Genomic DNA, 24,264 nt, shown 5'->3' on the forward strand with positions numbered 1-24,264 from the left:
TCTCCGTGACGTTCTCAGTGGCGTTATTAAGCGCCGCCATCATCAACCGCTTCGGGACGCACGAGGAATAAGGAATGGGCCACGAAGAGTTCATGTCCCAGGAGGAGGTCGATGCCCTCCTCAAGGGCGTCACCGGCGAGTCCGACTCGGAAGCCGAGCAGACCGATCGTGCGGGTGTACGCCCGTACAACATCGCGACGCAGGAACGCATCGTCCGCGGCCGGATGCCCGGCCTCGAAATCATCAACGACCGCTTCGCGCGTCTGTTGCGCGTCGGCATCTTCAACTTCATGCGGCGCTCGGCGGAAATTTCCGTCGGTCCGGTGAAGGTGCAGAAGTACAGCGAGTTCACCCGCAACCTGCCGATCCCGACCAACCTGAACCTGGTCCACGTGAAGCCGTTGCGCGGCACGTCGCTGTTCGTGTTCGACCCGAACCTGGTGTTCTTCGTGGTCGACAACCTGTTCGGCGGCGACGGGCGTTTCCATACCCGCGTCGAAGGCCGCGATTTCACGGCAACCGAGCAGCGCATCATCATGAAGCTGCTCAACCTCACGTTCGAGCACTACGCGGCGTCGTGGAAAAGCGTGCGGCCGCTGCAGTTCGAATTCGTGCGCTCGGAAATGCATACGCAGTTCGCCAACGTGGCGACGCCGAACGAAATCGTCATCGTCACGCAGTTCTCGATCGAGTTCGGCACGACGGGCGGCACGCTGCACATCTGCATGCCGTATTCGATGATCGAGCCGATCCGCGACATTCTCTCGTCGCCGATCCAGGGCGAGGCGCTCGAAGTCGACCGCCGCTGGGTCCGCGTGTTGTCGCAACAGGTGCAGGCAGCAGAAGTGGAACTGACCGCCGACCTAGCCCAGGTGCCGGTCACGTTCGAACAGATCCTGAACATGCGCAAAGGCGATGTTCTGCCGATCAACATCCCCGAACACATCACTGCGAAAGTCGATGGCGTGCCGGTGATGGAGTGCGGCTACGGAATTTTCAATGGTCAGTACGCGTTGCGGGTCCAGAAAATGATCAGCGCAGCCGACACGATGAAGGATGGTGGATATGAGTGACCTGAACGCAAAGACTGAGGCCGAACTGGCCGCTGGCGAGCCGCAACTGGCCGCCGACGCAACCAGCGCCGAAGACGAAGCGGCCATGGCCGACTGGGCCAGCGCGCTGGCCGAGCAGAACGACAACACGGAAGTCAGCGCGACCACGGCCGGCGTGTTCCAGCCGCTCTCGAAGGTCGAACCGACCTCGACGCGCAACGACATCGACATGATCCTGGACATTCCTGTCCAGATGACCGTCGAACTCGGCCGCACCAAGATCGCGATCCGCAACCTGCTGCAACTCGCACAGGGCTCGGTCGTGGAACTGGACGGTATGGCGGGCGAACCGATGGACGTGCTGGTCAACGGCTGCCTGATCGCCCAGGGCGAAGTGGTGGTCGTGAACGACAAGTTCGGTATCCGTCTGACTGACATCATCACGCCGTCCGAACGTATCCGGAAACTGAATCGATGAAATGCGTTGCCGGTCGCGCCATGCTGCATGCGTCGCGCGATGTTCTCAATCGCGCTGTGCTCGCAGCAATGGCAACGACGGCAGCGGCCACCCCGGCGCTGATGTTCGCAGTGACCTCCGTGGTGGCACTCGCCCCATCAGCCGCGCATGCGGCCGACATGAACGCGGTCAACAACGCCGCGAAAATCGCGTCGGGTGTGGGCGCGGGCACGGCCGTTCCGGCGCTCGGCGTCGGCGCCGTGTTGCAAACCATCGTCGGCCTGCTGGTCGTGATCGGTCTGGTGTTCGCCTGTGCGTGGCTCGCGCGCCGCTTCGGCTTGCAGCCGGCCAATCGCGGCGGCCTCGTGAAGACGATCGGCGGCGCCTCGCTCGGCGGCAAGGAGCGGGTCGCGGTGGTCGAGATCGGCGATACGTGGCTCGTGCTCGGCACGGCGCCCGGCAATGTGCGTCTGCTGCACACGATGCCTGCCGGTTCGGCCGCAATCGATCCGGTCGCAGGCACGCAACCGGCCACATCCGGCGCATCGGATGCATCGAGTAAAGGCGCCGCGTTGCCCGGCACCTTCGGCCAACGCTTTCGCGATGCTTTAAAAGGCGAAGTGGGCAAACGTTTCAATGGGCAAGGCAGCGGGGATCGGTAATGCAGTTCAGTCTTCTATCAGCGCACCCCGTGCAATCAGACCATCAAGCGCACGCCACTCGCATGTCCTGCGTCACATCGAAAGTCATTCCCGTCCTGCGCCGCGTCGCGCCAGTCGTGTTGCCGGCGCTGATGTTCGCGCTGCCGACGCTGTCGTTCGCGCAAGCCGCCGGCTTGCCGGCCTTCAACACGAGCCCGGGTCCGAACGGCGGCACAACGTATTCGCTGAGCGTGCAGACGATGCTGCTGCTCACGATGCTGTCGTTCCTGCCGGCGATGGTGCTGATGATGACGAGCTTCACGCGCATCATCATCGTGTTGTCGCTGCTGCGTCAGGCGCTCGGCACGACCACCACGCCGCCAAACCAGGTGCTGGTCGGTCTCGCGCTGTTCCTCACGCTGTTCGTGATGTCTCCAGTGCTCGACAAGGCCTATAACGACGGCTACAAACCGTTCTCCGAAGGCTCGATGCCGATGGAGACGGCGGTGAGCCGCGGCCTCGCGCCGTTCAAGACCTTCATGCTGCGCCAGACCCGCGAAAGCGATCTTGCCTTGTTCGCCCGCATCTCGCACGCAGCGCCCATGCAAGGTCCGGAAGACGTGCCGCTGTCGCTGCTGGTGCCGTCGTTCGTGACGAGCGAATTGAAAACGGGCTTCCAGATCGGCTTCACGATTTTCATCCCGTTCCTCATCATCGACATGGTGGTGGCGAGCGTGCTGATGTCGATGGGGATGATGATGGTGTCGCCCGCCACCATCTCGCTGCCGTTCAAGCTGATGCTGTTCGTGCTGGTCGACGGTTGGCAACTGCTGCTCGGCTCGCTCGCGCAGAGCTTTGTTTAACGGGCTCACTCAATCCTTCACGCTTCCGGTACTACGCCATGAATCAGGAATCCGTCATGACGCTCGCGCACCAGGCCATGTATGTCGGCCTGCTGCTTGCCGCGCCGTTGCTGCTGGTCGCGCTGGTGGTCGGTCTGGTGGTGAGCCTGTTCCAGGCCGCCACGCAGATCAACGAAACCACGCTGTCGTTCATTCCGAAGCTGCTCGCGATCGCCATCACGATGGTGATCGCCGGTCCGTGGATGTTGACGACCATGCTCGACTATCTGCGCCAGACGCTCACCAACATCCCGTCGCTCGTCAACTGAGCGCGGCCCCCGCCTCTGCCCGGCGCTTCCGCCCTTCCCCACCGCCATGTTTTCCGTCACCTACGCCCAACTGAACGTCTGGCTCACAGCGTTCCTGTGGCCGTTCGTGCGGATTCTCGCGCTGGTGGCGACCGCGCCGGTGCTCGGCAACCGCTCGCTGCCGACGCGCGTGAAGATCGGCCTCGCGGCTTTCATCACGATCATCGTCGCGCCTACGCTCGGCGCGCTGCCGCAGGTCACGGTGTTTTCCGCCGAAGGCGTGTGGATCATCGTCAACCAGTTCCTGATCGGCATCGCGCTCGGCATGACGATGCAGATCGTGTTCCAGGCAATCAGCGCCACCGGCGACTTTGTCGGCCTCGGCATGGGCCTCGGTTTCGCGACATTCTTCGACGCGCAGGCAAGCAGTTCGAGCCAGGTGCTGTCGAGCTACATGAACGTCATTGCAATGCTGGTGTTTCTGGTGATCGATGGCCATTTGCAGATGATCAGCGCGCTCTTGACCACGTTCCAGTCCGTGCCGGTGTCGGCGAACATTCTGGGCGCGCCCGGCTGGCGCACGCTGGCGAATTTCGGCAGCACGGTTTTTTCGGCGGGCCTGTTGCTGTCGCTGCCGGTGGTCGTCGCGCTCCTGATCACCAATATCTCGCTCGGCATCCTGAACCGCGCCGCGCCGCAAATCGGTGTATTCCAGATCGGCTTTCCGCTGACCATGCTGATCGGCATGCTGCTCCTGCAACTGATGATCCCGAACATGATTCCGTTCTTCATGCGCCTGTTCGACGTCGGTCTCGATCAGATGGGGCGTGTGGCGGCGGGGTTGAAGTAGCGCGGCCCCACCCAAAACAAAGAAGGGCGGAGCCGGCTCACACCGGCTTCCGCCCTTCCTCGTTTCAGACTGCTCGCTTAATTCAGGTACTGGAACAGCGAAACGCTCTGGATCTTCACGAACGCCTGCTGCGCCGCTTGCAGCGCGTTTTGCGTCATCGTGTACTGGCCGATCGTCTTGGCCATGTCCGTCTGCGTCAGATCCGCGAGGTTGCTCGACGTCTGCAACGTGTTGGTCTGGGTGACGGTCTGCAACGCCTGCACTTGCTGCTCGCGGCCACCCACCGCCGCCTGCGCGGTCACGACGTTGTTCATCGTGTTTTCGAGCTGGGTCATGCTGGTGGTCAGTGCGCTCTGGTAGCTGGCCGTCGAGGCGCCGCCGGACAGCGGCGATTGCAACGTGGTGATCAACTGGCTCAGATTGGCGAACACATCCATGCTGCCTTGCGTGGCCGGCGTCACGGAAAAGCTGTCGCCCGCGTTCGGTGCGCCAGTGATGTTCACCGTCTGGCCGCCAAGCGTGATCGCCGAGCCGGCCGTAAACGGTTGCGGCGCGCTCGTGGTCGGCGCCCCGCTCGGCGGGGTCTGGGTCACCGTGTAGGTGGTCGCCGACGTGAAATTGATCGCGTACGTATCCGCATTGGCCGGATTGGTCGGATTCGTCAGGCTCACGGTGCTGATCACGCCCGTGCCCGTGTTGCCGGCCGTCGCGGCCGGCACCGAGCTGGTGCCGATCGCTGCCACGCTCCCGAAGATCGCGAGACCGTTGTCGCCGGTCTGAATCGTGTGCGAGGACGTGATCTGCATGGAAGGCGTACCGGTATCGCCCGAATAGCTCACGACACCGGCCGCGTTGGTGGTGTACGGCGTCGCAGTGGTTTGATAACCACCGAACAAGGCATTGCCCTGCGGGTCGGTCGCATTGGCGAGCGTCATCAACTGGCTGCGCAAGCTCTGCAATTGCGTCGCGATCGAACCGCGGTCGCCGTTGTTCAGCGAACCGTCGCCGGCGCTCAGCACCAGCGTGTGAATGCTCTGCAGCACGGTATTGACACTGCCGAGCGTCGAATCTTCCTGTTGCAGCGAAGAGAGTGCAGCGCCCTGGTTGGTCGTGTACTGCGACAGGCTCGTCGCCGTCGAACTCAGCAGCACCGCCTGCGCCGCGCCGAGCGGATTGTCCGACGGCGTGGAGAGGCTCACGCCGCTCGAGATCTCTTGATACAACTGCGACAACTGAGCTTGCTGATCGCTCATCGTCGCCACGTTCATATTGAAGTACTGCGTACTGGAGATGCGCATGTTCAACGCCTCACTGGAAGATGCCGAGTATCGTCTGGAACAGGGTTTGCGCAGTCTGGATGACCTTGCTGTTCGCCTGATAGAGCTGCTGATACTGAAGCAGGTTGGCTGCTTCTTCGTTGATGTTCACGCCCGAGACCGACTGCTGCGCGGTGGTGATCTGCGTCACCAGCGCGGTCTGCGCCGTGCTCGAGGTCTGAATCTGGTTGGTCTGGTTGCCGATCTGGTTGACGTAGTTCGCATACGCGCCCGTCAGCGTGACCGTGCCGCCCGCCAATACCTTCGCCGCGGAGAGGTTCGACAGCGCCAGTGCATTGCGGCCGTCGTTGCTCGCGCCGGTGTTCGGGCCGATGGTGAACGTGTCGCCGGCAGCCGGTGCGCCGCTGATCGTCACCGAGACGTTGTTCATCTGGCCGGCGGTCGGGTTGGTGATCGTCAGCGCTGCCCCCGTAGCCGACGAATACGGCACCACGGTCGCCGCAGTGGCGATCGGGTAAGAGGTGGGGGGCGAGCCCGCTACCGTCACCGTCGAACCGGCCGGGAAGCCTGAGAGACCCGCGCCGTTGTAAGACAGCGTGGTGGTCGCATTCGGCATCGTGTAACCGGCCGTCACCGAGCCTTGCGAGATCGTACCGGTGCCGGTATTGCTCGCCGTTGCCGCCCCGAGTACCGGTGCCGCGGCGGCAATCGCCGATGGGTCCGTAGTCGCGGTGTTGAAGCTGTTCAGCGCGCCGCGGGTCGGTTCTACCGTGAACGAATCGCCGGCGTTCATCGTGCCGGTGGTCGAGAAATTCAGGCCGTTGATCGGCAGGGCCAGCGTGGTCGCCGAGCCCACCACGCTGCCGGTCGAATTGTCGGTCAGCGTGTAGCTGGTGCCGTTATAAGCCAGCGTGTAATCGCCGGTGGTCGGCTGCGCAGGATTCGCGAACGAGACGTTCAGCGACGCGTTGCCGGTGTTCTTCGTATTCGCGTAGACGGTCGGGCCGCCCACCGAAAACAGCGCGCCGCCCTGGGCGCCAGCGAGCGTGATGCCGAGGCCGTTCTGCGCGTTGACCTGCGCGGAAAAGCTCACCGCAATCGCGCCGAGTTGCGCTTCGGACGGATCGAGCGTCTGGCTGCGGAACGCCAGCAGGCCGCCAAGCGTGCCGCCCGTGATCTTGCTGTCGGGCAGGTTTTGCGGCGCAGCGGCCGGGTTTGCACCTGCCTGGCCGAGATACTGCACCGACAGTTCGCTGGTGTCGCCTGTCGAAGGCGCCGTACCCAGGTTGTAGCTATTGGTGGACGATACGAGCGGCTGGCCGTTGCCCATGAACACGCTATAGCTGCCGTTGCTGTTCACGACGTTCACGCCAATCAGTTGCGACAGGTTCGACACGGCTTGATCGCGCTGATCCATCAGCTGGTTCGGCGGCTGACCTTGCGTGCTGGCCTGGGAGATCTGCCCGTTCAATTGGGCGATCTGCTGCGTGTAGCTATTGATTTGCGAAACGGTGTTGCTGAGCTGCGTGTTGACGCTCTGGCGCATCGCGTCGTATTGCTGACCCGCGGCATTGATCTGATTCACGAGCGTCTGCGCGCCGCTTATCGCGCCTTGGCGGGTGGACAGGCTGGAGGCGTTGTTCGAGACGTTCTGCAAACCGGTGAAGTAGCTGGTGATCGCGCTTGCAATGCCGGCTGTCGGGCTACCGACAAGATTGTTCAACTGCGAGATCATCGTGTTGTACGTCGACAGCGATCCGCCCGAGCTCTGCGCATTGTTCAACTCAGTGGTCAGATACTGGCTGTACTGGCGCGTCACGGTGACGGTCGAGACGCCCTGGGGCAAAAAGCCGGAACCCGTGTACTGGCCACCGGTTTCGGCGTAGACCGGCGTTTCGATCGTGTAGCCCGGCGTCGACGCATTGCTGATGTTCTGGCCGGTCGTCGTGAGTCCCCACTGGGCTGCGTTCAGTCCACTGAGTCCGAGATTGATGAGGTTGCTCGACATGCGTCATCCTGAAGGGCGACACCGACCACTTGCCGCCGCGTTACTTGAACATCCTGTTTAACGGCCCCCACGAGGAAAAATTGAGGGCCATTCCGATGCTTGTTCGACGTTTGTTTCAACGTTTGCGAGGCGCGTGCAGCAAGGCTCTTTCGCCGTTCAGCGCACCAGCGAGCGGCGCTTCATTTCGAGTTGCGTAATCAGACGCTGCAGCGTGTTTTCGGCGCTGCCCGGCAGCGTCAGAAAACGGAAGCCGAGTTGATAGCGCTGCGTGCCGTTCGGCAATGCGGTGGAACGGTGCGACACCAGTTGCAGATCGAGCGAAAGGCGGCCAAGCGAGCCGAGCGACAGTTCGCAATCCTGCAGCCGCGTGCCCATCGGCAATTCGGCCACGCGTTCATCCGAGGTGCGCATGCCGACGCCGCCGAGCGACAGATCGTGCACTTCGAAGCGGAACGTATCGCCTTCGGGCAAACGGCCGCTGCACATATACGGATCGAGAATCGGCGCATCGACGCGGAAATACTCGCGGCGCTGCACGTGGTACAGCACTTCGGGGAAGTCGGACTCGAATGCGGGCAGTCCTTCGTAACGGGTTTCGCGCGGGGTGCCTGTGGCGAACTCAACGCGCACGCCGTCAGGCGACGCGTGGAACTGGCAGCGCGGCGCGCCCAATAAGCCTTTGTTCTGTTCGGAGAGTGCGCCCCAATCGAACGTGAAGGTGCGCCCGCGCACGTCGACATCGAGCAGGCGCGTCACGAGCTGACCGCCCGCATATTCAACGGTGAGGAAATCGCCGCGATTGACGAGGTTGCGTAACTGAACGCCGATCTCCAGCGGATTGCGACGGCCGAAATCGGGTGCGCTTTCGTCTAGCGTGGCGTGCGACTGGCCGGGTGCGTCGGTCTGGCCGTGCGACTGGGTAGTATCCATAGGCTTGCCGGTATGCATGTTCTTGCGGGCGCGTGCCAGGGCTCCTGCCGGGGCTTTCGCGCGGCCTTCATCGAAGCCGCAGCACGCGCATTCAACCGGACATTAAACGCTTTCCGGTATCGGGTCTAACTAATTAGCGGCAGCATTCAGCCAAAATTTAGGGGCGTGTAATGAAATATTTGCCGCAAACGTTAAACGCCGATATTCCGCCAGTGGAATCCGCGTGCATGGGATACCGGCAACAATCACGCCGGTTATGCGGGTGGACCGGCCGCCCGTAGGCGGCCGGCCTCGTCCGTCTTGTTATGCACCTGGCCCCGTCGCGTGCATACTTTATTCGAGAAAATCAGACTGCATAAACCGATCGGCTGCGCAGTCGAGTGCGACTGCACACCTGCATTAACGGCAGGTCAGCCCATTTTCTGCATGATGGACATCAGCTTTTTCGCGTAATGCGGATCGGTCGCGTAACCCGCACGCTGCATGCCGTTGGCAAAGCCATTCACGTCATGCGAGGAGTTGATCACCTGCGCATAACGCGGGTTGCCCTTGAGCATGCTCGCGTAGTCGGTCATCGCTTCCTGGTACGAGTCGTACGCGCGGAATTTTTCGACTGTGCGCTGCGGCTTGCCGTTCACATATTCGGTCGTGACCGTCGAGACGGTCTTGCCGGTCCAGTCCTTGGTCGCCTTGATGCCGAACACGTTGTGGCTGGTCGAACCGTCCGACTTCCTGATCTCGCTCTTACCCCAACCCGATTCGAGCGCGGCCTGGCCGATGATGAAGCGCGCCGGAATGCCGGTTGCCGCGCTGGCGGCTTGCGCCGGCTCGGCGAGCTTGTCGACGAAGGCGTCGACCTTCGGCGAGCTGCCGTCGCCTTTGATCGGCGGAGTCAGCGCGCTGTTGGCCGAGTAGCCCTTGCCCATCGCCAGTTGGCCGTTGGCCTGCGCGTTGCCGTAAGCCTTCGCGAGCGCGTTCAGCGCCGCGGTCTGGCCTTCGTCGCCGCCGCTGCCGCCACCGAGCGCATTGGCCATGCCGGCGAGGCCGCCGCCTGCACCGCTCGCGCCGCCCACCTGCATGCCCTGATTGCGCATCATCTGCTTGAGCATCGCGTCGGCGACACCAATGCCCTTCTGCGACAGTTGTTGCGACAACTGCTGATCCATCATCGACGTGAAGGTGGCGCTGTCATGCGAATCGAACGGACCATCCTGTGGCGTCGCATCGCGCATGCTCTTCAGCATCATCTGCGTGAACACCGCGTCGAACTGTTGCGCCGCCATCTTCATGCCGGCTTGCGGCGAGGCCTTGGCCTGTGCGCTCAGCTTGCCGAAGCCCTGCACGTCGAGCGCGAAGCGCTGGGTCAGGTCGTTCGCCGCATTGGCGGAATTGGTCGTATCCGAATTCATCCTGTGTCTTCCTTAGATGATTTCCAGGTCGGCGCGCAAAGCGCCCGCCGCTTTCATTGCCTGCAGGATCGACATCAGATCCGCGGGCGTCGCACCCAGTGCGTTGAGCGCCTTCACCACTTCGGCAAGGTTCGCGCCGGCGGTCACCAGCTTCAGTGCGCCGTTGTCCTGCTTCATCTGAATCTGCGATTGTTGCGCGGTCACCGTCTGGCCGTTCGAGAACGCGCCCGGCTGACTCACCACCGGCTGCGTATTGATCACCACGGACAGATTGCCGTGCGCCACCGCGCAGCTTTGCAGCGTGACCATCTGGTTCATCACGATCGAGCCGGTACGCGCGTTCAGGATCACCTTCGCGGCCGCTTGCGCCGGCTTGACGTCGAGGTTCTGCAATTGCGCCGTGAAGGCGACCTGCTGTTCCGGATCGGAGGGCGCGCGCAGTTGAATCGTGCGGCCGTCGAGCGCCGTGGCCGTGCCGCTGCCGAACGCGTTGTTCACCGCGGCCACCACGCGCTGCGTGGTGTCGTAGTCCATGTCGTTCAGGTCGAGCTGCATCGTACCCGCTTGCGATACCGAGGTCGGCACCGCGCGTTCGACGATCGCGCCGCCGGCGATGCGGCCCGCATTGAGTGTGTTCACCTGCACCTTGCTGCCGTTCGCGCTCGCGCCGGCGCCGCCGACCGCCACATTGCCCTGGCCAAGCGCATACACCTGGCCGTCCGCGCCCTTGAGCGGCGTAAGCAGCAGCGTGCCGCCGCGCAGGCTCTTCGAATTGCCGAGCGACGACACCGTCACGTCGATCGCTTCGCCGGGACGCGCAAACGGCGGCAACACCGCCGTCACCATCACCGCGGCGACGTTCTTCAACTGGATGTTCGACAGCGACGATTGCTGGTTGGTCGAGCCCGCCGCCTGGTTGTTGATCGAGATGCCGAGGTTCGCCAGCATGTTGGCGAGCGTCTGCGTGGTGAACGGCGTCTGCGTGGTCTGGTCGCCCGTGCCGTCGAGACCGACGACGAGGCCGTAGCCGATCAGCGGGTTGTCACGCACGCCCTGGATCTGCACGAGGTCTTTCAGACGTTCGGCATAAGCGGGCGTAGCGGCCGGCAGCGCGGCGCAAGCAAGCGCGATGAAGGCCAGTGCACGGCCCACGCGAGCCAATCGCGCGAGAGGTGCGGCGAACGCGGCGCGGCGGGAGCGGGAGAAGGCGGTACGCATGATCACCACGGCGACACGTTGAGGAAGAAGCGCTGCAGGAAGCCCATGTTCTCGGATTCGTCGATGTAGCCCTTCGCGGAGTATTCGATCTTCGCGTCGGCCACCTGGGTCGAGTACACGGCGTTCAGGTTGGAAATCGTGTTGGGATTCACCACACCGGAAAAGCGCACGAATTCGTTGCCCTGGTTGATCAGCATCTGCTTCTCGCCGCTGACCATCAGGTTGCCGTTCGGCAGCACGCCGGTCACCGTCACCGTGATCGTGCCGCTGAACGTATTCGACGCATTCGCACCGCCGGTTGCCGAAAACTTGTTGGCACCGTTCGCGCTCAGGTTGGTCTTGCCGAACAGGCCGCCGAGAAAGCCGGCGGTCGGCACGTCGAAGTTGGTGTTGCCGTTACGGTTGACCCCTGCGCCCGAGGACTTCGTTGCGTTGACGTTTTCCTGAATCACGATCGTCAGGATGTCGCCCACATTGCGCGGCCGCTGATCTTCGAACAGCGGCCGGCCTGCGTAACCCGGGTTGTAGATCGAGCCCGGCGATTGCGCCTGCGGCGGCATCGGCGGCTGTGCCGTCATCGGTTGCTGGACGATCGGCTGCTTCGGCACGAGGCCGCAGCCACCCAGCGCCGCGAGCAGTGTGAGCTGCACGAGTGCCTGAGCGGTGCGCGAATGAACCGGGTTACGAGTGAAGTGCGACATCTTGATTATTACCGCCTGTTAATTCCCCAGTCCCTTAAGCCTTAAACCTGCATCTGGCTGAGGGTCTGCAGCATCTGGTCGGAGGTCGTCACGGCCTTGCTGTTGATTTCGTAAGCGCGCTGCGTCTGGATCATGTTCACCAGTTCCTGCACCACGTTCACGTTCGATGCTTCCACGTAACCCTGATTCAGCGTGCCGGCGCCGTTCAGGCCCGGTTGCGCGACGTTCGGCGCACCCGACGAAGCCGTTTCGGAGAACAGGTTTTCCCCCTTTGCATCCAGACCGGCCGGGTTGATGAAGGTAGCGACCTGCATCGAGCCGAGCTGCTGGCTGTTGGTCGAGCCGGCGACGGTGATCGACACCACGCCGTCGCTGCCGATGGTCAGCGAGGTTGCGTTGTTCGGAATCGTGATCGCCGGAATCACCTGGTAACCGCTCGATGTGACGAGCTGGCCCTGCGCGTTGGTCTGGAACGAACCGTCACGCGTGTAGGCGGTGGTGCCATCGGGCATCTGCACCTGGAAAAAGCCCTGACCGTTGATGGCGACGTCTTTCGAGTTGCCGGTCTGCTGCAGGTTGCCCTGCGTGTAGAGACGTTCGGTCGCGACCTGTTGCACACCGGTGCCGAGCTGGATACCGGACGGCAGTTCGGTGTTTTGCGTCGAGTTTGCACCCGGCTGACGGATGGTCTGATACAGCAGATCCTCGAACACCGCGCGCGAGCCCTTGAAGCCGTTGGTGCTGACGTTCGCGAGGTTGTTCGAAATCACGTCCATCTGCGACTGTTGCGCATTCATGCCGGTGGCGGCGATGTAGAGCGAGCGATTCACTATTCTTCTCCTGTGTCGACCGGAGTTAGCGCTTTAGCGCTTAGTCCGGTCCCATGTATGGGGTAACCCCGACGCGACCCGTTAGCTAAAGCTGAGCAACTGGTTGGCGGACTGGTCGTTCTTGTCCGCGTTTTCCAGCAGCTTGGTCTGCATCTGGAACTGGCGGGCGTTGGTGATCATCGCGACCATCGCGCTGACCGGATTCACGTTGCTGCCTTCAAGCGATGCCGGCGCCAGCGTGACGGCCGGATCGGCGTCGGCGGCATTGCCGTCGGCGGTGCGAAAGAGGCCGTCGTCGCCGCGCGTCATGGTTTGCGGATCAGGATTCACCAGCTTCAACTGATCGACCGTCACCACCGCCGTCGGCGGATCGCCCGGCGTCAGCGCGGACACCGTGCCGTCCTTGCCGATGGTGATTTCCGCACCCGGCGGCACCGATACCGGGCCGCCGTTGCCGAGCACCGTCTGGTTCATGGCGTTCACCAGTTGACCGTTCTCGTCGACGTGCAGGTTGCCGGCGCGCGTATAAGCCTCGTTGCCGTCGGCGGTTTGCACCGCCAGCCAGCCCGGACCCTGGATCGCCACGTCGAGCGGGTTGCCCGTCTGCTGGATCGGCCCCGGCGTGTAGTCGGCACCCGGCGTCGACGACAGCACGAAGGTGCGCGTGGTGGTGTCGTTGATCGAACTGCCGTCGCCGAACGCCATCGGCACGGCGCGGAAAGTCGCAAGCTGCGCGCGAAAGCCGGTGGTCGAGGCGTTCGCCAGATTGTTGGCAACGATAGCCTGCTGTTCGAGCGCTTGCGTGCTGCCCGACATCGCGGTGTAGATCAGCCGATCCATGATGGGAAGTCCCGGTCGCTTACAGGTTGATCAGGGTCTGGTCGACGGTCTGCTGGGTCTTGATCGTCTGCGCGTTCGCCTGATAGTTGCGTTGCGCGGTGATCAGGTTCACCAGTTCGCTCGTCAGGTCGACGTTCGAGTTTTCCACCGCGCCGCCTTGCAGCACGCCGTGGTTGGTCGAGCCCGGCGCTGAGATCTGCGCGACGCCCGATTGGGACGTCTGCTGGAACTCGTTGTTGCCGAGGTTCACGAGACCGTTCTGGTTCGAGAAGTTCGCGAGCACGACCTGGCCGAGCGCCGCGGTTTGCTGGTTCGAGTAGTTGCCGGTCAGCGTGCCGTCGGCGCCGATCGTGAAGCTCGTCAGCGTGCCGGCTGCGAAGCCGTCAGGCTGCAGCGAGTTCACGCCGTCCTTGCCGCCGTACTGCGTCGTGCCGCCGATATTCAGCGTCAGGTTCTGCGGCGTCGACGAACCGTCGGTGGTCGGAACGCTGAAGTTGAAGACGAACGGCGTGGTGGTAGCGACGCCAGCCGCGTTGGTCGTGCCGAGCAGCGTGCCCGACGAGTTGAAGTTCGCGTGGCCGACCAGGCTCGCGGTGCCGGTCGAGGTGCCCGCGTACACGTTCCACGTGCCGGCCGAGGTCTTGGCAAAGTACATGTTGACCGTCTGCGAGCCGCCAAGCGAGTCATAGACCGTCGTGCTGGTCGAGTAGTTATACGTCGACGAGCTGTTCTGGTTGAACGCGACCGGGGTCGGCGCGATCGCAACGCTGTCGCCGGTCGCCGGCACTCCGTTGAACGTGATGGTCTGGCCGTTGCCGAGCGAGACCGCCGTGCCGGCCGTGTACGTGGCGGCGGCGGTCGTCGTGCCGAGCGTGGTGTCGGTCACCGTGTAGGTCGTCGGGCTCGTGAAGTTGACGGTGTAGCTGTCGTTGTTCGTGCCCGAGGCGGTGTTCGTGATGGTCGCGCCGGGAGTCGTGAGCGTGCTGCCCCCGACAAGGGTCGGCGTCACGGCCGGCGTGCCGAGCATCAGCGGATCCTGCGCGTTCAGGTTCAAACCGGCGACGATCTTGGTGGTGGCTTGCGGCGCGATGTTCGCGGTCGGCACGCTGAGCGGCACAGTCTGCGCGGTGTTGATGATCCCCGCGCCGTTCGCGGCGTAGCCCATCAGTTGCAGGCCTTGCGCGTTGACGATGTTGCCGTTCTTGTCGAGCTGGAACACGCCGTTGCGCGAGTACACCAGCGAGCCGTTGTTCGACAACTGGAAGAAGCCGTTGCCGTTGATCGCGACGTCGAGCGCCTGGTTGGTGCTGGTGATCGTGCCTTGCGAGAACTGCTGCTGCACTTCGGAGAGCTTGGTGCCGATGCCGACCTGGTTGCCCACTGCGGTCGCCACCGAATTGGCGTACATGTCGGCGAATTGCGCCGCGCCGCTCTTGAAGCCAACCGTGTTCGCGTTGGCAATGTTGTTGCCGATCACGTCGAGGTCGCTCGACGATGCGGACAAACCACTCAAACCTTGTTGGTAACCCATGACGGTCTCCGTATCTGGAAAGTCGTAACTGACAGAATCTGAATCAGAGGATGGCGGCGACGCTGGTCAGCCCCACGGTCGTGCCGTTCGACAGCACGAGGCCCGGCGTACCGCTGCTCTGCATGACGACGCTTTGCACCGTCGCGCCCGTGAGCGTCGTGGCCGTTGCCTGCTGACCGTTGATCGTGCCGACCGCGCTGATCGTGTAGCTGCCGTCGGGCAGCGTGTTGCCGGCCGAATCCGTCGGCGTCCAGCCCACCGGAATCGTGCCCGCCGACTGCTTGCCGAGGTCGATCGTGTTGACGATCGTGCCCGCCGAGTTCTTCACCACCACCTGCAGATCGCTCACCGAGTTGGCGAGCTGCACGCCGAACGCGCCGGCCTTGCCGCTTGCAACCGACACCGAGCTGCCCGGCGCGAGCACGGTCGAGCCGATCAGCAGCGCGGCTTGCGACTGCTGGCCTGCCGACATCTGCGTGGCGAGCGAGGTGAGCGTCGTGTTCAACTGGCTGATGCCCGACACCGTGTTGATCTGCGCCAACTGCGAGGTCATCTGCGAGCTGTCCATCGGATTGGTCGGATCCTGATTCTTCAACTGCGCGACGAGCAGTTGCAGGAAAGTATTCTGCAGATCGGTCGCCGAAGTGCCCGACGTGCTGCCGGTCGAGCTGGTGGAGCTGGTCGCGCTCTTGGTGCTGCTCGTGCCGTTCATCGTATCGAGCAGCGTTTGCGACACGTTCGTGCCGTTGCTGCCGATGGTGGTGTTGGTGGTCAAGGAATTCTCCTCAGGTTCCGATCGTGAGCGTTTTCAACATCAGTGTCTTGGCGGTGTTCAGGGTCTCGACGTTGGCCTGGTAAGAGCGCGAGGCCGAGATCATGTTGACCATTTCCTGCACCGGGTCGACGTTGGGCAGCGTGACGTAACCGTCCGGATTGGCCGCCGGGTTGCCGGGGTCGTAGGCGGTCTTCATCGGCGTCGGGTCGTCGACCACGCCGGTGACCTGCACGCCGCCGATCTGCTGACCGGAGCCCGTGCGCGCGCCACCGATCGGGCTGACCGCGAACACGACCTGCTTGGCCTTGTACGGCTGGCCGTCCGGGCCGGTCGTGCTGTCCGCGTTGGCGAGATTCGACGCCGTCACGTTGAGCCGCTGCGACTGCGCTGACATCGCGGAGCCTGCAACACCAAAAATGTTCATCAGGGATGGCATGTTTCCTTTCCTCTCCTGTCTACGAACCCGACTGGATCGCCGCGAGCATCGTCTTGATCTGGCCAGACAGCACCGTCATGCCCGATTCGAAGTGCAACGTGTTGTCCGCGAACTGCACGCGTTCCGTATCGATGTCGACCGTGTTGCCGTCGAGCGCGGGTTGCGTCGGAATGCGGTACTGCAGATTGCCGTAGTCGTCCGGCGTGCCGCCGGTCGGCGTCAGCGTCGTCTTGCCGGACATATGACCCGGCGCGGTCGACACCATCGACATGCCGCTCGTCACCCCTGCGGGCTGCGTCATGGCGAGCGTCGAGTTGTTCGAGGCGCCGGTGCCCGCACCGCCGCCGGTCTTCTTCAGCGCGCCGGCCAGCGACGAAGCGAAGTCGACGTCGCGCGCCTTGTACCCGGGGGTATCGGCGTTGGCGATATTCGACGACAGCAGTTCCTGCCGGTAGGCGCGCACATCGAGCGCCTGGCGGCCAAAGGCGAATTCGGCATCGAGTTTGTCCAGCATAGAAATCTCCGGAGAACGTTCCCGAGGCTTCCCGTTTCGTGCCTCGCGTGAGGATTGCGTCGGCCGGGAAGACCTTTTTGCATGAAGTGCATCTTATGGGCCGAACGCAAGTGGCAATCGGACGAATAACCGGGAAAGGGGGCTTCTATTCAACGTTTGCACAATGGGGGCGCTCACTAGAATGCAAAGCGTACCGATGCATTCGATGGAGAAACACGATGGACCAGCCCACCTTCGACCCGACGCACCGCGCAAGCTGCGCGGCGGCGCATCGCGTGGGTGCTGGCGCGGCGCGGCGTGTTTCGCGCGGTGCATCCCGTCTCATGACGCGTCTCGTCGTGAATCTGGCGGTATGGGTCGCCGGCGGCATCGTGCTGCTGCCGGCCACGACTCAGGCTCAGCAGGCTCAGGACGCCGGTGGTCCGATCGTGATTCCCGGCCCGGGCGAAAAGAATCCGACCGCGCTCAACGATCTGGCCGCGCAGATGCAGGCAGCGCCCGCGAAACGCACGGGGTCCGCAGCGACGCTGGCCGCCGCTACCGCGCAGTCGCTGACGCCGGGGCCGGTCGCGCGCGACGCCGATCAATTCACGCGCGCCGCCAACGCGAGCGGCTCGATCGTCATTCCGGGCGCGGGCGAGCCGCCTGCCGCGCCGCAGATGATCCGTACCAGTTTTAAGCCCGACGCAAACGGAGTCGTGACGATTCCCGCGCCGGGAAGCGCCAATGTGGCTACGGCCGCAACGACTCCGCCGGCCGGGATTGCGCGCGTCAATGGGGCGCCGGCCTCGCGTCAGATCGTCCCGGTCGTGATGACGCCGGCGCCGTCGCTCAATGCCGGGCGGCAAACCGCCGGCGTGCAGTCGGTCGTCGCCAATGCGCCTAACGGCGTAGCCGCCAGCGCGCCCGCGGCCGGTGGCTTCGACAGCCTTGCTTCGCGCGGCGAGCCGCCGCAACTGGGCGCGAACGGCAAACCCGTCGTGACCACGGCGGTGGCTGCGCCGACACCCGCGCCGATGCCGACACCGCCCGCCACCATTGCCCGCACGCCGTCGATGCGCCAGGTGGCGCCGGCTGTCGCGCAACAGAATCTGCGACCGGCGGCGCTAGCGCAACCCGTACCACTGGAGGGCCAGCAAGACGCCGAGGCGATTCGCAGTGCCGCGCTCGCCTTCCTGCAACAGCAGTCGGCAGGCTTGCCCGGCAAGGTCGAAATCACCGTCGCGCCGGCATTTCCGCGCGGGCTCGCGGCCTGCACGATGCTCGAACCCTTCATGCCCAGCGGCGCGCGCCTGTGGGGCCGCATGACCGTCGGGGTGCGCTGCGCCGGCGAACGGCCGTGGACCATTTATCTGCAAGCGCGCGTTTCGCTGCGCGCCACTTACTATCTGGCCGCCCGCGCGATGGCGCCGGGCGAAGTGTTCACCGCAGCCGACCTCGTCGCGCGTGACGGCGATCTGACCGGTTTGCCGCAGGCGATCGTCACGGACCCGTCACAGGCAGTCGGCTCAGTGTCGCTCGTGCGCATCGCCGGCGGCATGCCACTGCGCCGCGACATGCTGAAAAGCGCGTCGGCGGTGTCGATCGGACAAACGGTGCGGGTTGTCGCGGCGGGCAACGGTTTCGCGATTTCGGCCGAAGGCAGCGCGATGAACAACGCGTCGCCGGGCCAGCAGGTGCGGGTGAAGACGGCTAACGGCCAGATCATCTCCGGCATCGTCAAGGATGGTTCGACGGTGGAGATTCAGTTGTGACGCGGCCCGGCGGCGAGCCCGGCAGCCCGTCCGCCGGCGTGGATTCACACGCGACGGCCGGTACGGCTGGTGCAGTGGATGTCGAACCCGTCGTGGGGCCGGATCGCCTTGAAAGGCGAGGCAAAACCTGGAGCGATTGCGCTAAAGTTTTGATCAGCGGTTGCCGTTATCAAGATCAAATCGTTCAGGAAGCCAATCGTGAAAGTCGATTCCACAACCAATTCGAATCTGCCGTCGTTGAAAGACGCCCTGTCGCGCTCGCAGCAAAGCGACGCGACGAGCGCGAACAGCAACGCGCAGAGTGCGGGCACGACCTCGCAGACCACCACCAGCAGCGGTTCGGGCGACGCCAGCGTCAGCCTGTCGGGTCTGTCGCAGCATCTGCGCAGTCTCGCGGCGTCCGGTTCGGCCGATATCGACACGGCGCATGTCGAGTCGATCAAGGCAGCCATCAAGGACGGCTCGCTGAAGATCGATTCCAGCAAGATCGCCGACGGCGTGCTGAATACCGCGCGCGAACTGTTGCAAAGCAAAACCTCGTCGACCGGCAACTAATCGACGCATCGAAATACGGTGAATTGCCGGGCGGCATTCGACAAACCCGGCTCGCGAATCATGCGCGAGCTGTCGTGTTCAGCGAGTTGTTGAGATGAAAGACGCCCTGCTTGCCACCCTCATCGAAGAATATTCGGCCGTCGAGGCGTTCGCCTCGATTCTGACGCTCGAGACCAAGGCGCTGACTGCCTTGTCGCCGCTGGAACTGCTGCCGCCGATCGTCGAGAAGAAAACCGAGCTGATCGGCTTGCTCGCCAGGCTCGAGACCACCCGGGACACGCTGCTCGCGGAAATGGGCCTTCCGGCCGGCTGGCCTGGCATGGAGCTCGCAGCAAGCGCGGATGCGCGGCTGGCCGATCAATGGGCACTGCTGCAAAAGGCCGCCGAGCGGGCGCGGCGCTTCAATACGAGTAACGGTGAACTGATCCGCGTGCGGATGGACTACAACCAGCGCGCGCTGACGGCGCTGCAGGTGGCTGTGCCGCAGAAGGCCGGTTTCTATGGACCGGATGGCCGGATTCCCGCGCGTCCCGCGGCCTGAAGATTTCGCTGGAACGGCGCGTTTCACGCGCCGACGCGATTGAGTAGCTTGCTTTGAACAAAAGGGTTCGTCTTTGACGAGCCCTTTTTGTTTTCCCTTCCCGCACAGGGCGCCCAGGCCCGCCTCCAACGCGCGTTGGCCATCTGGCCAGGTAGCGCGAAATTCTCCGCCACGTTGAAATCACGGCTTCCCCCACTGAGCTTATCCGCCGTCACGCGCAGCTTTCGAGGCTGCCTTTGACGAACCAGGCGGAGCGGTACCCACTAGCGAGGTTGTGTAATCGTGTGTATGATTCGAGGAGTGCAATATGAACAGTGCCGAAGTCGTCAAAGTGATTCAAGCGGATGGTTGGCGGCTGATCCGCATATCGGGCAGCCACCACCATTTCCGGCACGCGGTAAAAGCCGCTCTCGTGACCATCCCGCATCCGAAGAAAGATCTTCCGCCCGGCACACTGAACAGCATCTTGAAACAGGCAGGCCTGAAATGAAGAACCTGATTTTCCCGATCGCGATCGAACCTGGTGACACGCATCAAGCGTTCGGCGTGGTCGTTCCCGACATTCCGGGTTGCCATTCGGCGGGCGATTCGCTGGAAGAAGCCTACGCGAACGCGAAGGAAGCGATCGAGGCGCATCTGGATACGCTGCTCGACGAAGGGTTGCCGATTCCCGAACGGCTGACGCTGGACGAGCATCGGCGCAATCCGGACTACACGGGTTTCACGTGGGGTTTCGTGACAACGCGGAATATTCCGGCGTTGAAGAAAGCGGTGCGCATCAATATCTCACTGCCTGAGGCGCTGGTTCAGGATATCGACGCTTACGTTGAGGCACGCGGCATGTCGCGCTCGGCGTTTCTCGCGCTGGCCGCGGAGCATGAGATGGCGGACGCGTAACAGGCGAGAAAACCAGGCGGACGTTTCGCGCACCACCGGTCAGCCATCCGTCTCAGCTCAAGTCGCCTCGGCGTTCGCCCAGGCCATTTCGCGCAGGCGCGTGCGCAAGCGCGCCACGGCCTGGCTGTGCAACTGGCACACCCGCGATTCGCTGACTTCCATCACCGCACCGATTTCGCGCAGGTTCATGCCGCGTTCGTAGTACAGCGACATCAGCAGCTTCTCGCGCTCCGGCAGGCGGTCGATCGCCTCGACCAGCGCTGAGCGCAGGCTGTCGTCCAGCAGCGCCGACAGCGGGTCCGAATGATCGACGCAGTAACGGTCGAGAAACGGTTCATCGTCCGCGGAACGATCGAAGTCTTCGTAATAGATCAACTGGCTGCCGTGCAGATCCTGGAGCATCGACTGGTATTCGTCGAGCGGCATCTGCAGATGCTCGGCGATCTCCGTTTCGCTCGCCGAGCGGCCCAGATTCTGTTCGACCTTGTGCACGGCAGATTCGACTTCGCGCGACGTGCGCCGCAAGCTGCGCGGCAACCAGTCGTTGCTGCGTAACTCGTCGAGCATCGCGCCGCGAATCCGCTGGCTGGCATACGTCTCGAACTGCGCGCCCTGGTCTTCCTTGTAGCGGCTCGCCGCGTCCAGCAGTCCGATCATGCCGGCCTGGATCAGGTCGTCGAGATCGACGCTTGCCGGCATCTTGGCAACGAGCTGCAAGCCGAGGCGACGCACGAGAGGCGCGTACTTCGTCAGAACTTCGGCTTGGGAAATCTTTCCCTGAGCGTTATACATCGTGCTCCCCTTGTCCATGTGCCGCCTCTCAGGCGTGCTGCGCGGACGGTTGGTCGGCGTGTTGCGCCGCTGTAACTGTCGCAGGCGCCATCCAGGGCGTTTGCGACGACATCGCTGGCCGCATCGGCCAGTACTGCAATTCGGCGGCAAGGTGCCGGAAGTCGCGCGCAGCCGGTGTCGATGGGAACGCATCGACGACACACCGCGACAACTCCATGGCTCGCGCCATCCGCACATCGGCGGTAATGCAACCGGCGTCTTCCAGCGCCACCGTCAGGTAGCGTCCAGCCACGCCGGCGAGGTTGACAAACGCGGTATGCGCGTCGTCCACGCTCTGTACGTGGTTCACCAGCACGCGAAACTGCGCGGTGGCGTGCGCGTAGTGCAGACGCTTCATGCACGCGTACGCCTCGGTGATCGCTTGCGCGGCCACCCTTGTCACGATCATCAGGTCGTGCGCCTGCATCGCGAGGGGCGAAAGATGGCCGTGCTCATCGAGTTGCGCATCGATCAGCACGATGTCCGCGGAACCGCGCAGCAGCACGTCGAATTGCGCGGCCGTGCGGCCTTCTCGGTTGTTGCGCGAGGCGGCCAGCACGGAGAAGCCCAGTGCGTGGCGCGCGGCAGCATCGTCGAGCGTCATTTCGCCACGCATCACCGCCGCAAAATTGCCTGCGCCGCGCACGCCGCCGAGCATCGCGCTCACCGATTTGTCGCCGAGGCACTCGTCGATCACCAGCACGTCCTTGCCTTGCTGCGCGAGCGCCGCGGCAAGGTTCACTACCGTCGTTGTACAGCCGACGCTGGCCGAGCCGCCCGTCACCGCAATCACGCGCGAGCCGCTACGAGCCAACAGCCGCCGCAGTCCTTCTGCCTGATCGGACATGAACTTATCCAAAGCGGACCTCGTGCAGTTCGGCCGTAGAACGCGCCGACAGCGCGGACAGCAACGCCGGAATGTCGTCGTCGTGCGGCACGAATGGAGAGTTGTCGCGCGGGATGCAGAACGTACTCTTGATCAGGAATTTCTTCGTTGCGACGTACAGGTTTTCCGGCACCTTCTGACCGGTCGACACGTAGTGCACCGGCAGCTTGTACCGGATCACCGTATCGAGCACGCCGCCCAGATTGGTGGCTTCGTCGAGCTTGGTCAGAATGCAGCCGGCGAGCGGCTGTTGATCCGGCGCGCGCTGATAGGCCTGCACGACTTCGTTCAGCGTATCGCCGTGGCTCGTCGCGTTGAGCAGCAGGAGACGCTGCACCGGCTGGCCGGCGCGGCACAGCATCGCGATCTGGTCGGAGACCAGGCGGTCGCGCTGGCTCATGCCGATCGTGTCGATCAGCACGATGTGCTTGTTGCGCAATTCGGAGAGCGCGAGTTGCAGATCGCCGCCGTCTTTCACCGCGTGAACCGATACGCCGAGAATCTTGCCGAAGATGCGCAGTTGTTCGTGGCCGCCGATCCGGTAGCTGTCGGTGGTGAGGAGCGCCACCTTGCTGGCGCCGAAGCGCATCACGCAGCGCGCGGCGAGCTTGGCGGTGGTCGTGGTCTTGCCGACGCCCGTCGGGCCCATCAGCGCGAACACGCCGCCGCGCTCCATCAGCGCGTCTTCGTCTTCCATCACCGGCAGGTTCGATTCGAGCACCGAACGCACCCACTCCATGCCGCCTTCCATGTTGTCGACGTCGTCGGGCAGGTTGTCGACCATCATCTGCACGAGTTGCGCGGAGAAGCCGGCGGCGAACAGGTGTTTGGTGAGCGCCGCGCGCGCCGGGCTGCGGCGCTGGCGATCGCCCCACAACAGGCCGGCGAAGTGTTCTTCCATCATCCCGCGCATCGACGACAGCTCGCTCATCACGGTGTCGTTGACGACTTGCTCCATGCGCGTCTTGATCGCTTCGGCGACCGAAGCGGGCGTGCGGGCGTCGTCGGCGGCAGGCAGCGATGCGGCCACTTTCTGAGCGGCGCGGCGCGCGGCGAGTTGCGCGCCTTCACGGGCCCACTCGGGCGTATCGGTGACTTGCTGCGCGGCCGGTTGCGAGGCCTGTTGGCCCGCTTCCACCGCAGCGCCGAGACCCTTGGCCATGGCGGCAGCGGGTGTCATCGCAGCGGGGCGCGCGCTGTACGCGCCTTGTTGTTGCTGTTCGGCGGCGATGCGGCGAGCGTGGTCGATCAGCCAGGGATTCGATTCAGCCATCGTGCGCGGCGCTTGAGCTTCGGCGGCTTTGAGCAGATCGGCGCGGATGTCTTCGGTGAGACGCGTTGCAGCAGCGCGGGCGCTGGGTTGCTCCGTGTTGATCGGTTGCGGCAGCGACGCGGCAGCGGCCAGCGCTGCTTTGGGCGCGTTCGGCAGCGTGGCCTTCGGCGCGGCAGGGACGACGGCGGACTTCGCGGCTGAGCCTGAGGCGGCGTTGGCGGTTTGAACGGTGCCAACGACGTTCGGCGTCATGTTCTCAGCGCCCGCTTCCGGGCTTGCGCCGAACACCGACGAGAACACATCGGGCATGCCGCTCGCATACGGATTCGCTTGCATCATCGGATTGGCGCGCGGTGCGGCAAGCGCCGGCTGTTGTCCGGCCATGGCATTCATCGGCGTGGCCAGCGGTGCGCCTGCGCTGCCGCGCGGCGCTTTCGGCGTGATGGCGGCGAGGTCGCTATCGGCCAGGGCGACGATCTCGACGCTGCCGTCTTCCATCGTGCGGTTGGACAAAACGACGGCATCCGGGCCCAAGGCTTCGCGCACGAGACGCAGAGCATCGCGACTGGTAGCACCGACAAATTTACGAATGTTCAAGCTGGACCCCCGATGAGGTATACGGACTTAAGGACTACCGGACCGGCAACATACCGCTTCCCATTGAGATCATTATTGCGAAACCTGTCGAGTGACGATCGATGGATAAAGACCGTTAAAGGCGGGCAATTCGGGCGATGGAAACGCACATCAATTCACACGCGCGACGGTTTGAAACAGGCTCTCCGGCGGCGTACGACGGCGCTTTCGCGGACGCAGCATGACCTCCGCCAGCCGCTTGCAGGGCGAAAAGTCAGGCGCGGGAATGAAAACCGGCGCTCGAGGAGCGCCGGCGGAAACCATCGGTCTGG

26 protein-coding genes are annotated in these 24,264 nt (G+C 63.7%); 11 read left to right on the forward strand and 15 right to left on the reverse strand.

The genetic code is table 11. From position 1 onward, the window contains the following. Positions 1-74 precede the first annotated feature (74 nt). The 6 genes from fliM to fliR are packed head-to-tail and all read left to right on the forward strand — an operon-like array spanning position 75 to position 4,150. Positions 75-1,073, forward strand: coding sequence for a flagellar motor switch protein FliM (gene fliM, locus M0D64_RS19170; RefSeq protein WP_154559841.1), 999 nt, complete (start codon positions 75-77; stop codon positions 1,071-1,073). Beyond that, positions 1,066-1,530, forward strand: coding sequence for a flagellar motor switch protein FliN (gene fliN, locus M0D64_RS19175; protein WP_093640882.1), 465 nt, complete (start codon positions 1,066-1,068; stop codon positions 1,528-1,530). Before fliM ends, fliN begins: the two co-directional genes overlap by 8 nt. Continuing rightward, complete coding sequence (gene fliO / locus M0D64_RS19180) at positions 1,527-2,171, forward strand: flagellar biosynthetic protein FliO (protein ID WP_266258880.1); 645 nt, start codon at positions 1,527-1,529, stop codon at positions 2,169-2,171. The genes fliN and fliO overlap by 4 nt, the downstream gene beginning before the upstream one ends. Continuing rightward, on the forward strand, positions 2,171-3,013 hold the full coding sequence (gene fliP, locus M0D64_RS19185) for a flagellar type III secretion system pore protein FliP (protein ID WP_266258881.1): 843 nt from the start codon (positions 2,171-2,173) through the stop codon (positions 3,011-3,013). The genes fliO and fliP overlap by 1 nt, the downstream gene beginning before the upstream one ends. Positions 3,014-3,051: 38 nt before the next feature. Next, complete coding sequence (fliQ, locus tag M0D64_RS19190) at positions 3,052-3,321, forward strand: flagellar biosynthesis protein FliQ (protein ID WP_028198519.1); 270 nt, start codon at positions 3,052-3,054, stop codon at positions 3,319-3,321. Positions 3,322-3,367: 46 nt separating this feature from the next. Next, entirely contained in the window at positions 3,368-4,150 is a 783-nt protein-coding gene (gene fliR, locus M0D64_RS19195; protein WP_266258883.1) for a flagellar biosynthetic protein FliR, read from the forward strand. A gap of 77 nt (positions 4,151-4,227) precedes the next feature. On the opposite strand, the gene flgL is transcribed toward fliR, so the two are convergent. The 12 genes from flgL to flgB all read right to left on the reverse strand — a co-directional run bounded on the left by flgL (position 4,228) and on the right by flgB (position 16,619). Beyond that, positions 4,228-5,448: a flagellar hook-associated protein FlgL gene (flgL, locus tag M0D64_RS19200; RefSeq protein WP_154559845.1), complete on the reverse strand. Its 1,221-nt coding sequence runs from the start codon at positions 5,446-5,448 to the stop codon at positions 4,228-4,230. Positions 5,449-5,458: 10 nt separating this feature from the next. Continuing rightward, positions 5,459-7,435 carry a flagellar hook-associated protein FlgK gene (gene flgK, locus M0D64_RS19205; RefSeq protein ID WP_266258884.1) on the reverse strand — a complete coding sequence of 659 codons (1,977 nt, stop codon included), beginning with the start codon at positions 7,433-7,435 and terminating at the stop codon, positions 5,459-5,461. A gap of 156 nt (positions 7,436-7,591) precedes the next feature. Further along, entirely contained in the window at positions 7,592-8,365 is a 774-nt protein-coding gene (locus M0D64_RS19210; protein WP_171927628.1) for a flagellar brake protein, read from the reverse strand. Between the two features lie 410 nt (positions 8,366-8,775). Continuing rightward, positions 8,776-9,774, reverse strand: a complete 999-nt coding sequence (flgJ, locus tag M0D64_RS19215) for a flagellar assembly peptidoglycan hydrolase FlgJ (RefSeq protein WP_171927629.1) — start codon at positions 9,772-9,774, stop codon at positions 8,776-8,778. Positions 9,775-9,786: 12 nt separating this feature from the next. After that, positions 9,787-10,992: a flagellar basal body P-ring protein FlgI gene (locus M0D64_RS19220; RefSeq protein ID WP_266258886.1), complete on the reverse strand. Its 1,206-nt coding sequence runs from the start codon at positions 10,990-10,992 to the stop codon at positions 9,787-9,789. Positions 10,993-10,994: 2 nt separating this feature from the next. After that, positions 10,995-11,693: a flagellar basal body L-ring protein FlgH gene (gene flgH, locus M0D64_RS19225; RefSeq protein WP_171927630.1), complete on the reverse strand. Its 699-nt coding sequence runs from the start codon at positions 11,691-11,693 to the stop codon at positions 10,995-10,997. A 41-nt stretch (positions 11,694-11,734) separates the two neighbouring features. After that, entirely contained in the window at positions 11,735-12,523 is a 789-nt protein-coding gene (gene flgG, locus M0D64_RS19230) for a flagellar basal-body rod protein FlgG (RefSeq protein WP_168435648.1), read from the reverse strand. 81 nt (positions 12,524-12,604) lie between these two features. Beyond that, entirely contained in the window at positions 12,605-13,363 is a 759-nt protein-coding gene (gene flgF, locus M0D64_RS19235) for a flagellar basal-body rod protein FlgF (RefSeq protein WP_171927631.1), read from the reverse strand. A 19-nt stretch (positions 13,364-13,382) separates the two neighbouring features. Then, positions 13,383-14,894, reverse strand: a complete 1,512-nt coding sequence (locus tag M0D64_RS19240) for a flagellar hook protein FlgE (RefSeq protein WP_171927632.1) — start codon at positions 14,892-14,894, stop codon at positions 13,383-13,385. Positions 14,895-14,937: 43 nt separating this feature from the next. Further along, entirely contained in the window at positions 14,938-15,669 is a 732-nt protein-coding gene (gene flgD / locus M0D64_RS19245) for a flagellar hook assembly protein FlgD (protein ID WP_175054003.1), read from the reverse strand. Between the two features lie 10 nt (positions 15,670-15,679). After that, a complete protein-coding gene (gene flgC, locus M0D64_RS19250) occupies positions 15,680-16,105 on the reverse strand; it encodes a flagellar basal body rod protein FlgC (RefSeq protein WP_054038463.1) in 426 nt (141 codons plus the stop codon). 19 nt (positions 16,106-16,124) lie between these two features. Further along, a complete protein-coding gene (flgB, locus tag M0D64_RS19255; RefSeq protein WP_054038465.1) occupies positions 16,125-16,619 on the reverse strand; it encodes a flagellar basal body rod protein FlgB in 495 nt (164 codons plus the stop codon). Between the two features lie 218 nt (positions 16,620-16,837). Here flgB and flgA point away from each other — a divergent pair, with 218 nt between their 5' ends. The 5 genes from flgA to M0D64_RS19280 all read left to right on the forward strand — a co-directional run bounded on the left by flgA (position 16,838) and on the right by M0D64_RS19280 (position 20,366). Further along, positions 16,838-18,373 carry a flagellar basal body P-ring formation chaperone FlgA gene (gene flgA / locus M0D64_RS19260; protein WP_266258887.1) on the forward strand — a complete coding sequence of 512 codons (1,536 nt, stop codon included), beginning with the start codon at positions 16,838-16,840 and terminating at the stop codon, positions 18,371-18,373. Positions 18,374-18,571: 198 nt separating this feature from the next. After that, entirely contained in the window at positions 18,572-18,928 is a 357-nt protein-coding gene (flgM, locus tag M0D64_RS19265; RefSeq protein ID WP_168435649.1) for a flagellar biosynthesis anti-sigma factor FlgM, read from the forward strand. 94 nt (positions 18,929-19,022) lie between these two features. After that, complete coding sequence (locus M0D64_RS19270; RefSeq protein ID WP_154559855.1) at positions 19,023-19,469, forward strand: flagella synthesis protein FlgN; 447 nt, start codon at positions 19,023-19,025, stop codon at positions 19,467-19,469. Between the two features lie 307 nt (positions 19,470-19,776). Continuing rightward, on the forward strand, positions 19,777-19,959 hold the full coding sequence (locus M0D64_RS19275) for a type II toxin-antitoxin system HicA family toxin (RefSeq protein WP_266258888.1): 183 nt from the start codon (positions 19,777-19,779) through the stop codon (positions 19,957-19,959). After that, complete coding sequence (locus tag M0D64_RS19280; protein WP_154559857.1) at positions 19,956-20,366, forward strand: type II toxin-antitoxin system HicB family antitoxin; 411 nt, start codon at positions 19,956-19,958, stop codon at positions 20,364-20,366. The genes M0D64_RS19275 and M0D64_RS19280 overlap by 4 nt, the downstream gene beginning before the upstream one ends. Positions 20,367-20,423: 57 nt before the next feature. Here the strand turns inward: M0D64_RS19280 and M0D64_RS19285 are convergent, their stop codons facing one another. The 3 genes from M0D64_RS19285 to flhF are packed head-to-tail and all read right to left on the reverse strand — an operon-like array spanning position 20,424 to position 23,953. Continuing rightward, on the reverse strand, positions 20,424-21,158 hold the full coding sequence (locus tag M0D64_RS19285; protein ID WP_054038479.1) for an RNA polymerase sigma factor FliA: 735 nt from the start codon (positions 21,156-21,158) through the stop codon (positions 20,424-20,426). 28 nt (positions 21,159-21,186) lie between these two features. Beyond that, entirely contained in the window at positions 21,187-22,056 is an 870-nt protein-coding gene (locus M0D64_RS19290) for an AAA family ATPase (RefSeq protein WP_171927635.1), read from the reverse strand. Beyond that, positions 22,049-23,953, reverse strand: a complete 1,905-nt coding sequence (gene flhF / locus M0D64_RS19295; protein ID WP_266258889.1) for a flagellar biosynthesis protein FlhF — start codon at positions 23,951-23,953, stop codon at positions 22,049-22,051. The genes M0D64_RS19290 and flhF overlap by 8 nt, the downstream gene beginning before the upstream one ends. Positions 23,954-24,264 lie beyond the last annotated feature (311 nt).

Source organism: Paraburkholderia sp. WS6, assembly GCF_030464835.1.
GTDB lineage: Bacteria > Pseudomonadota > Gammaproteobacteria > Burkholderiales > Burkholderiaceae > Paraburkholderia > Paraburkholderia madseniana.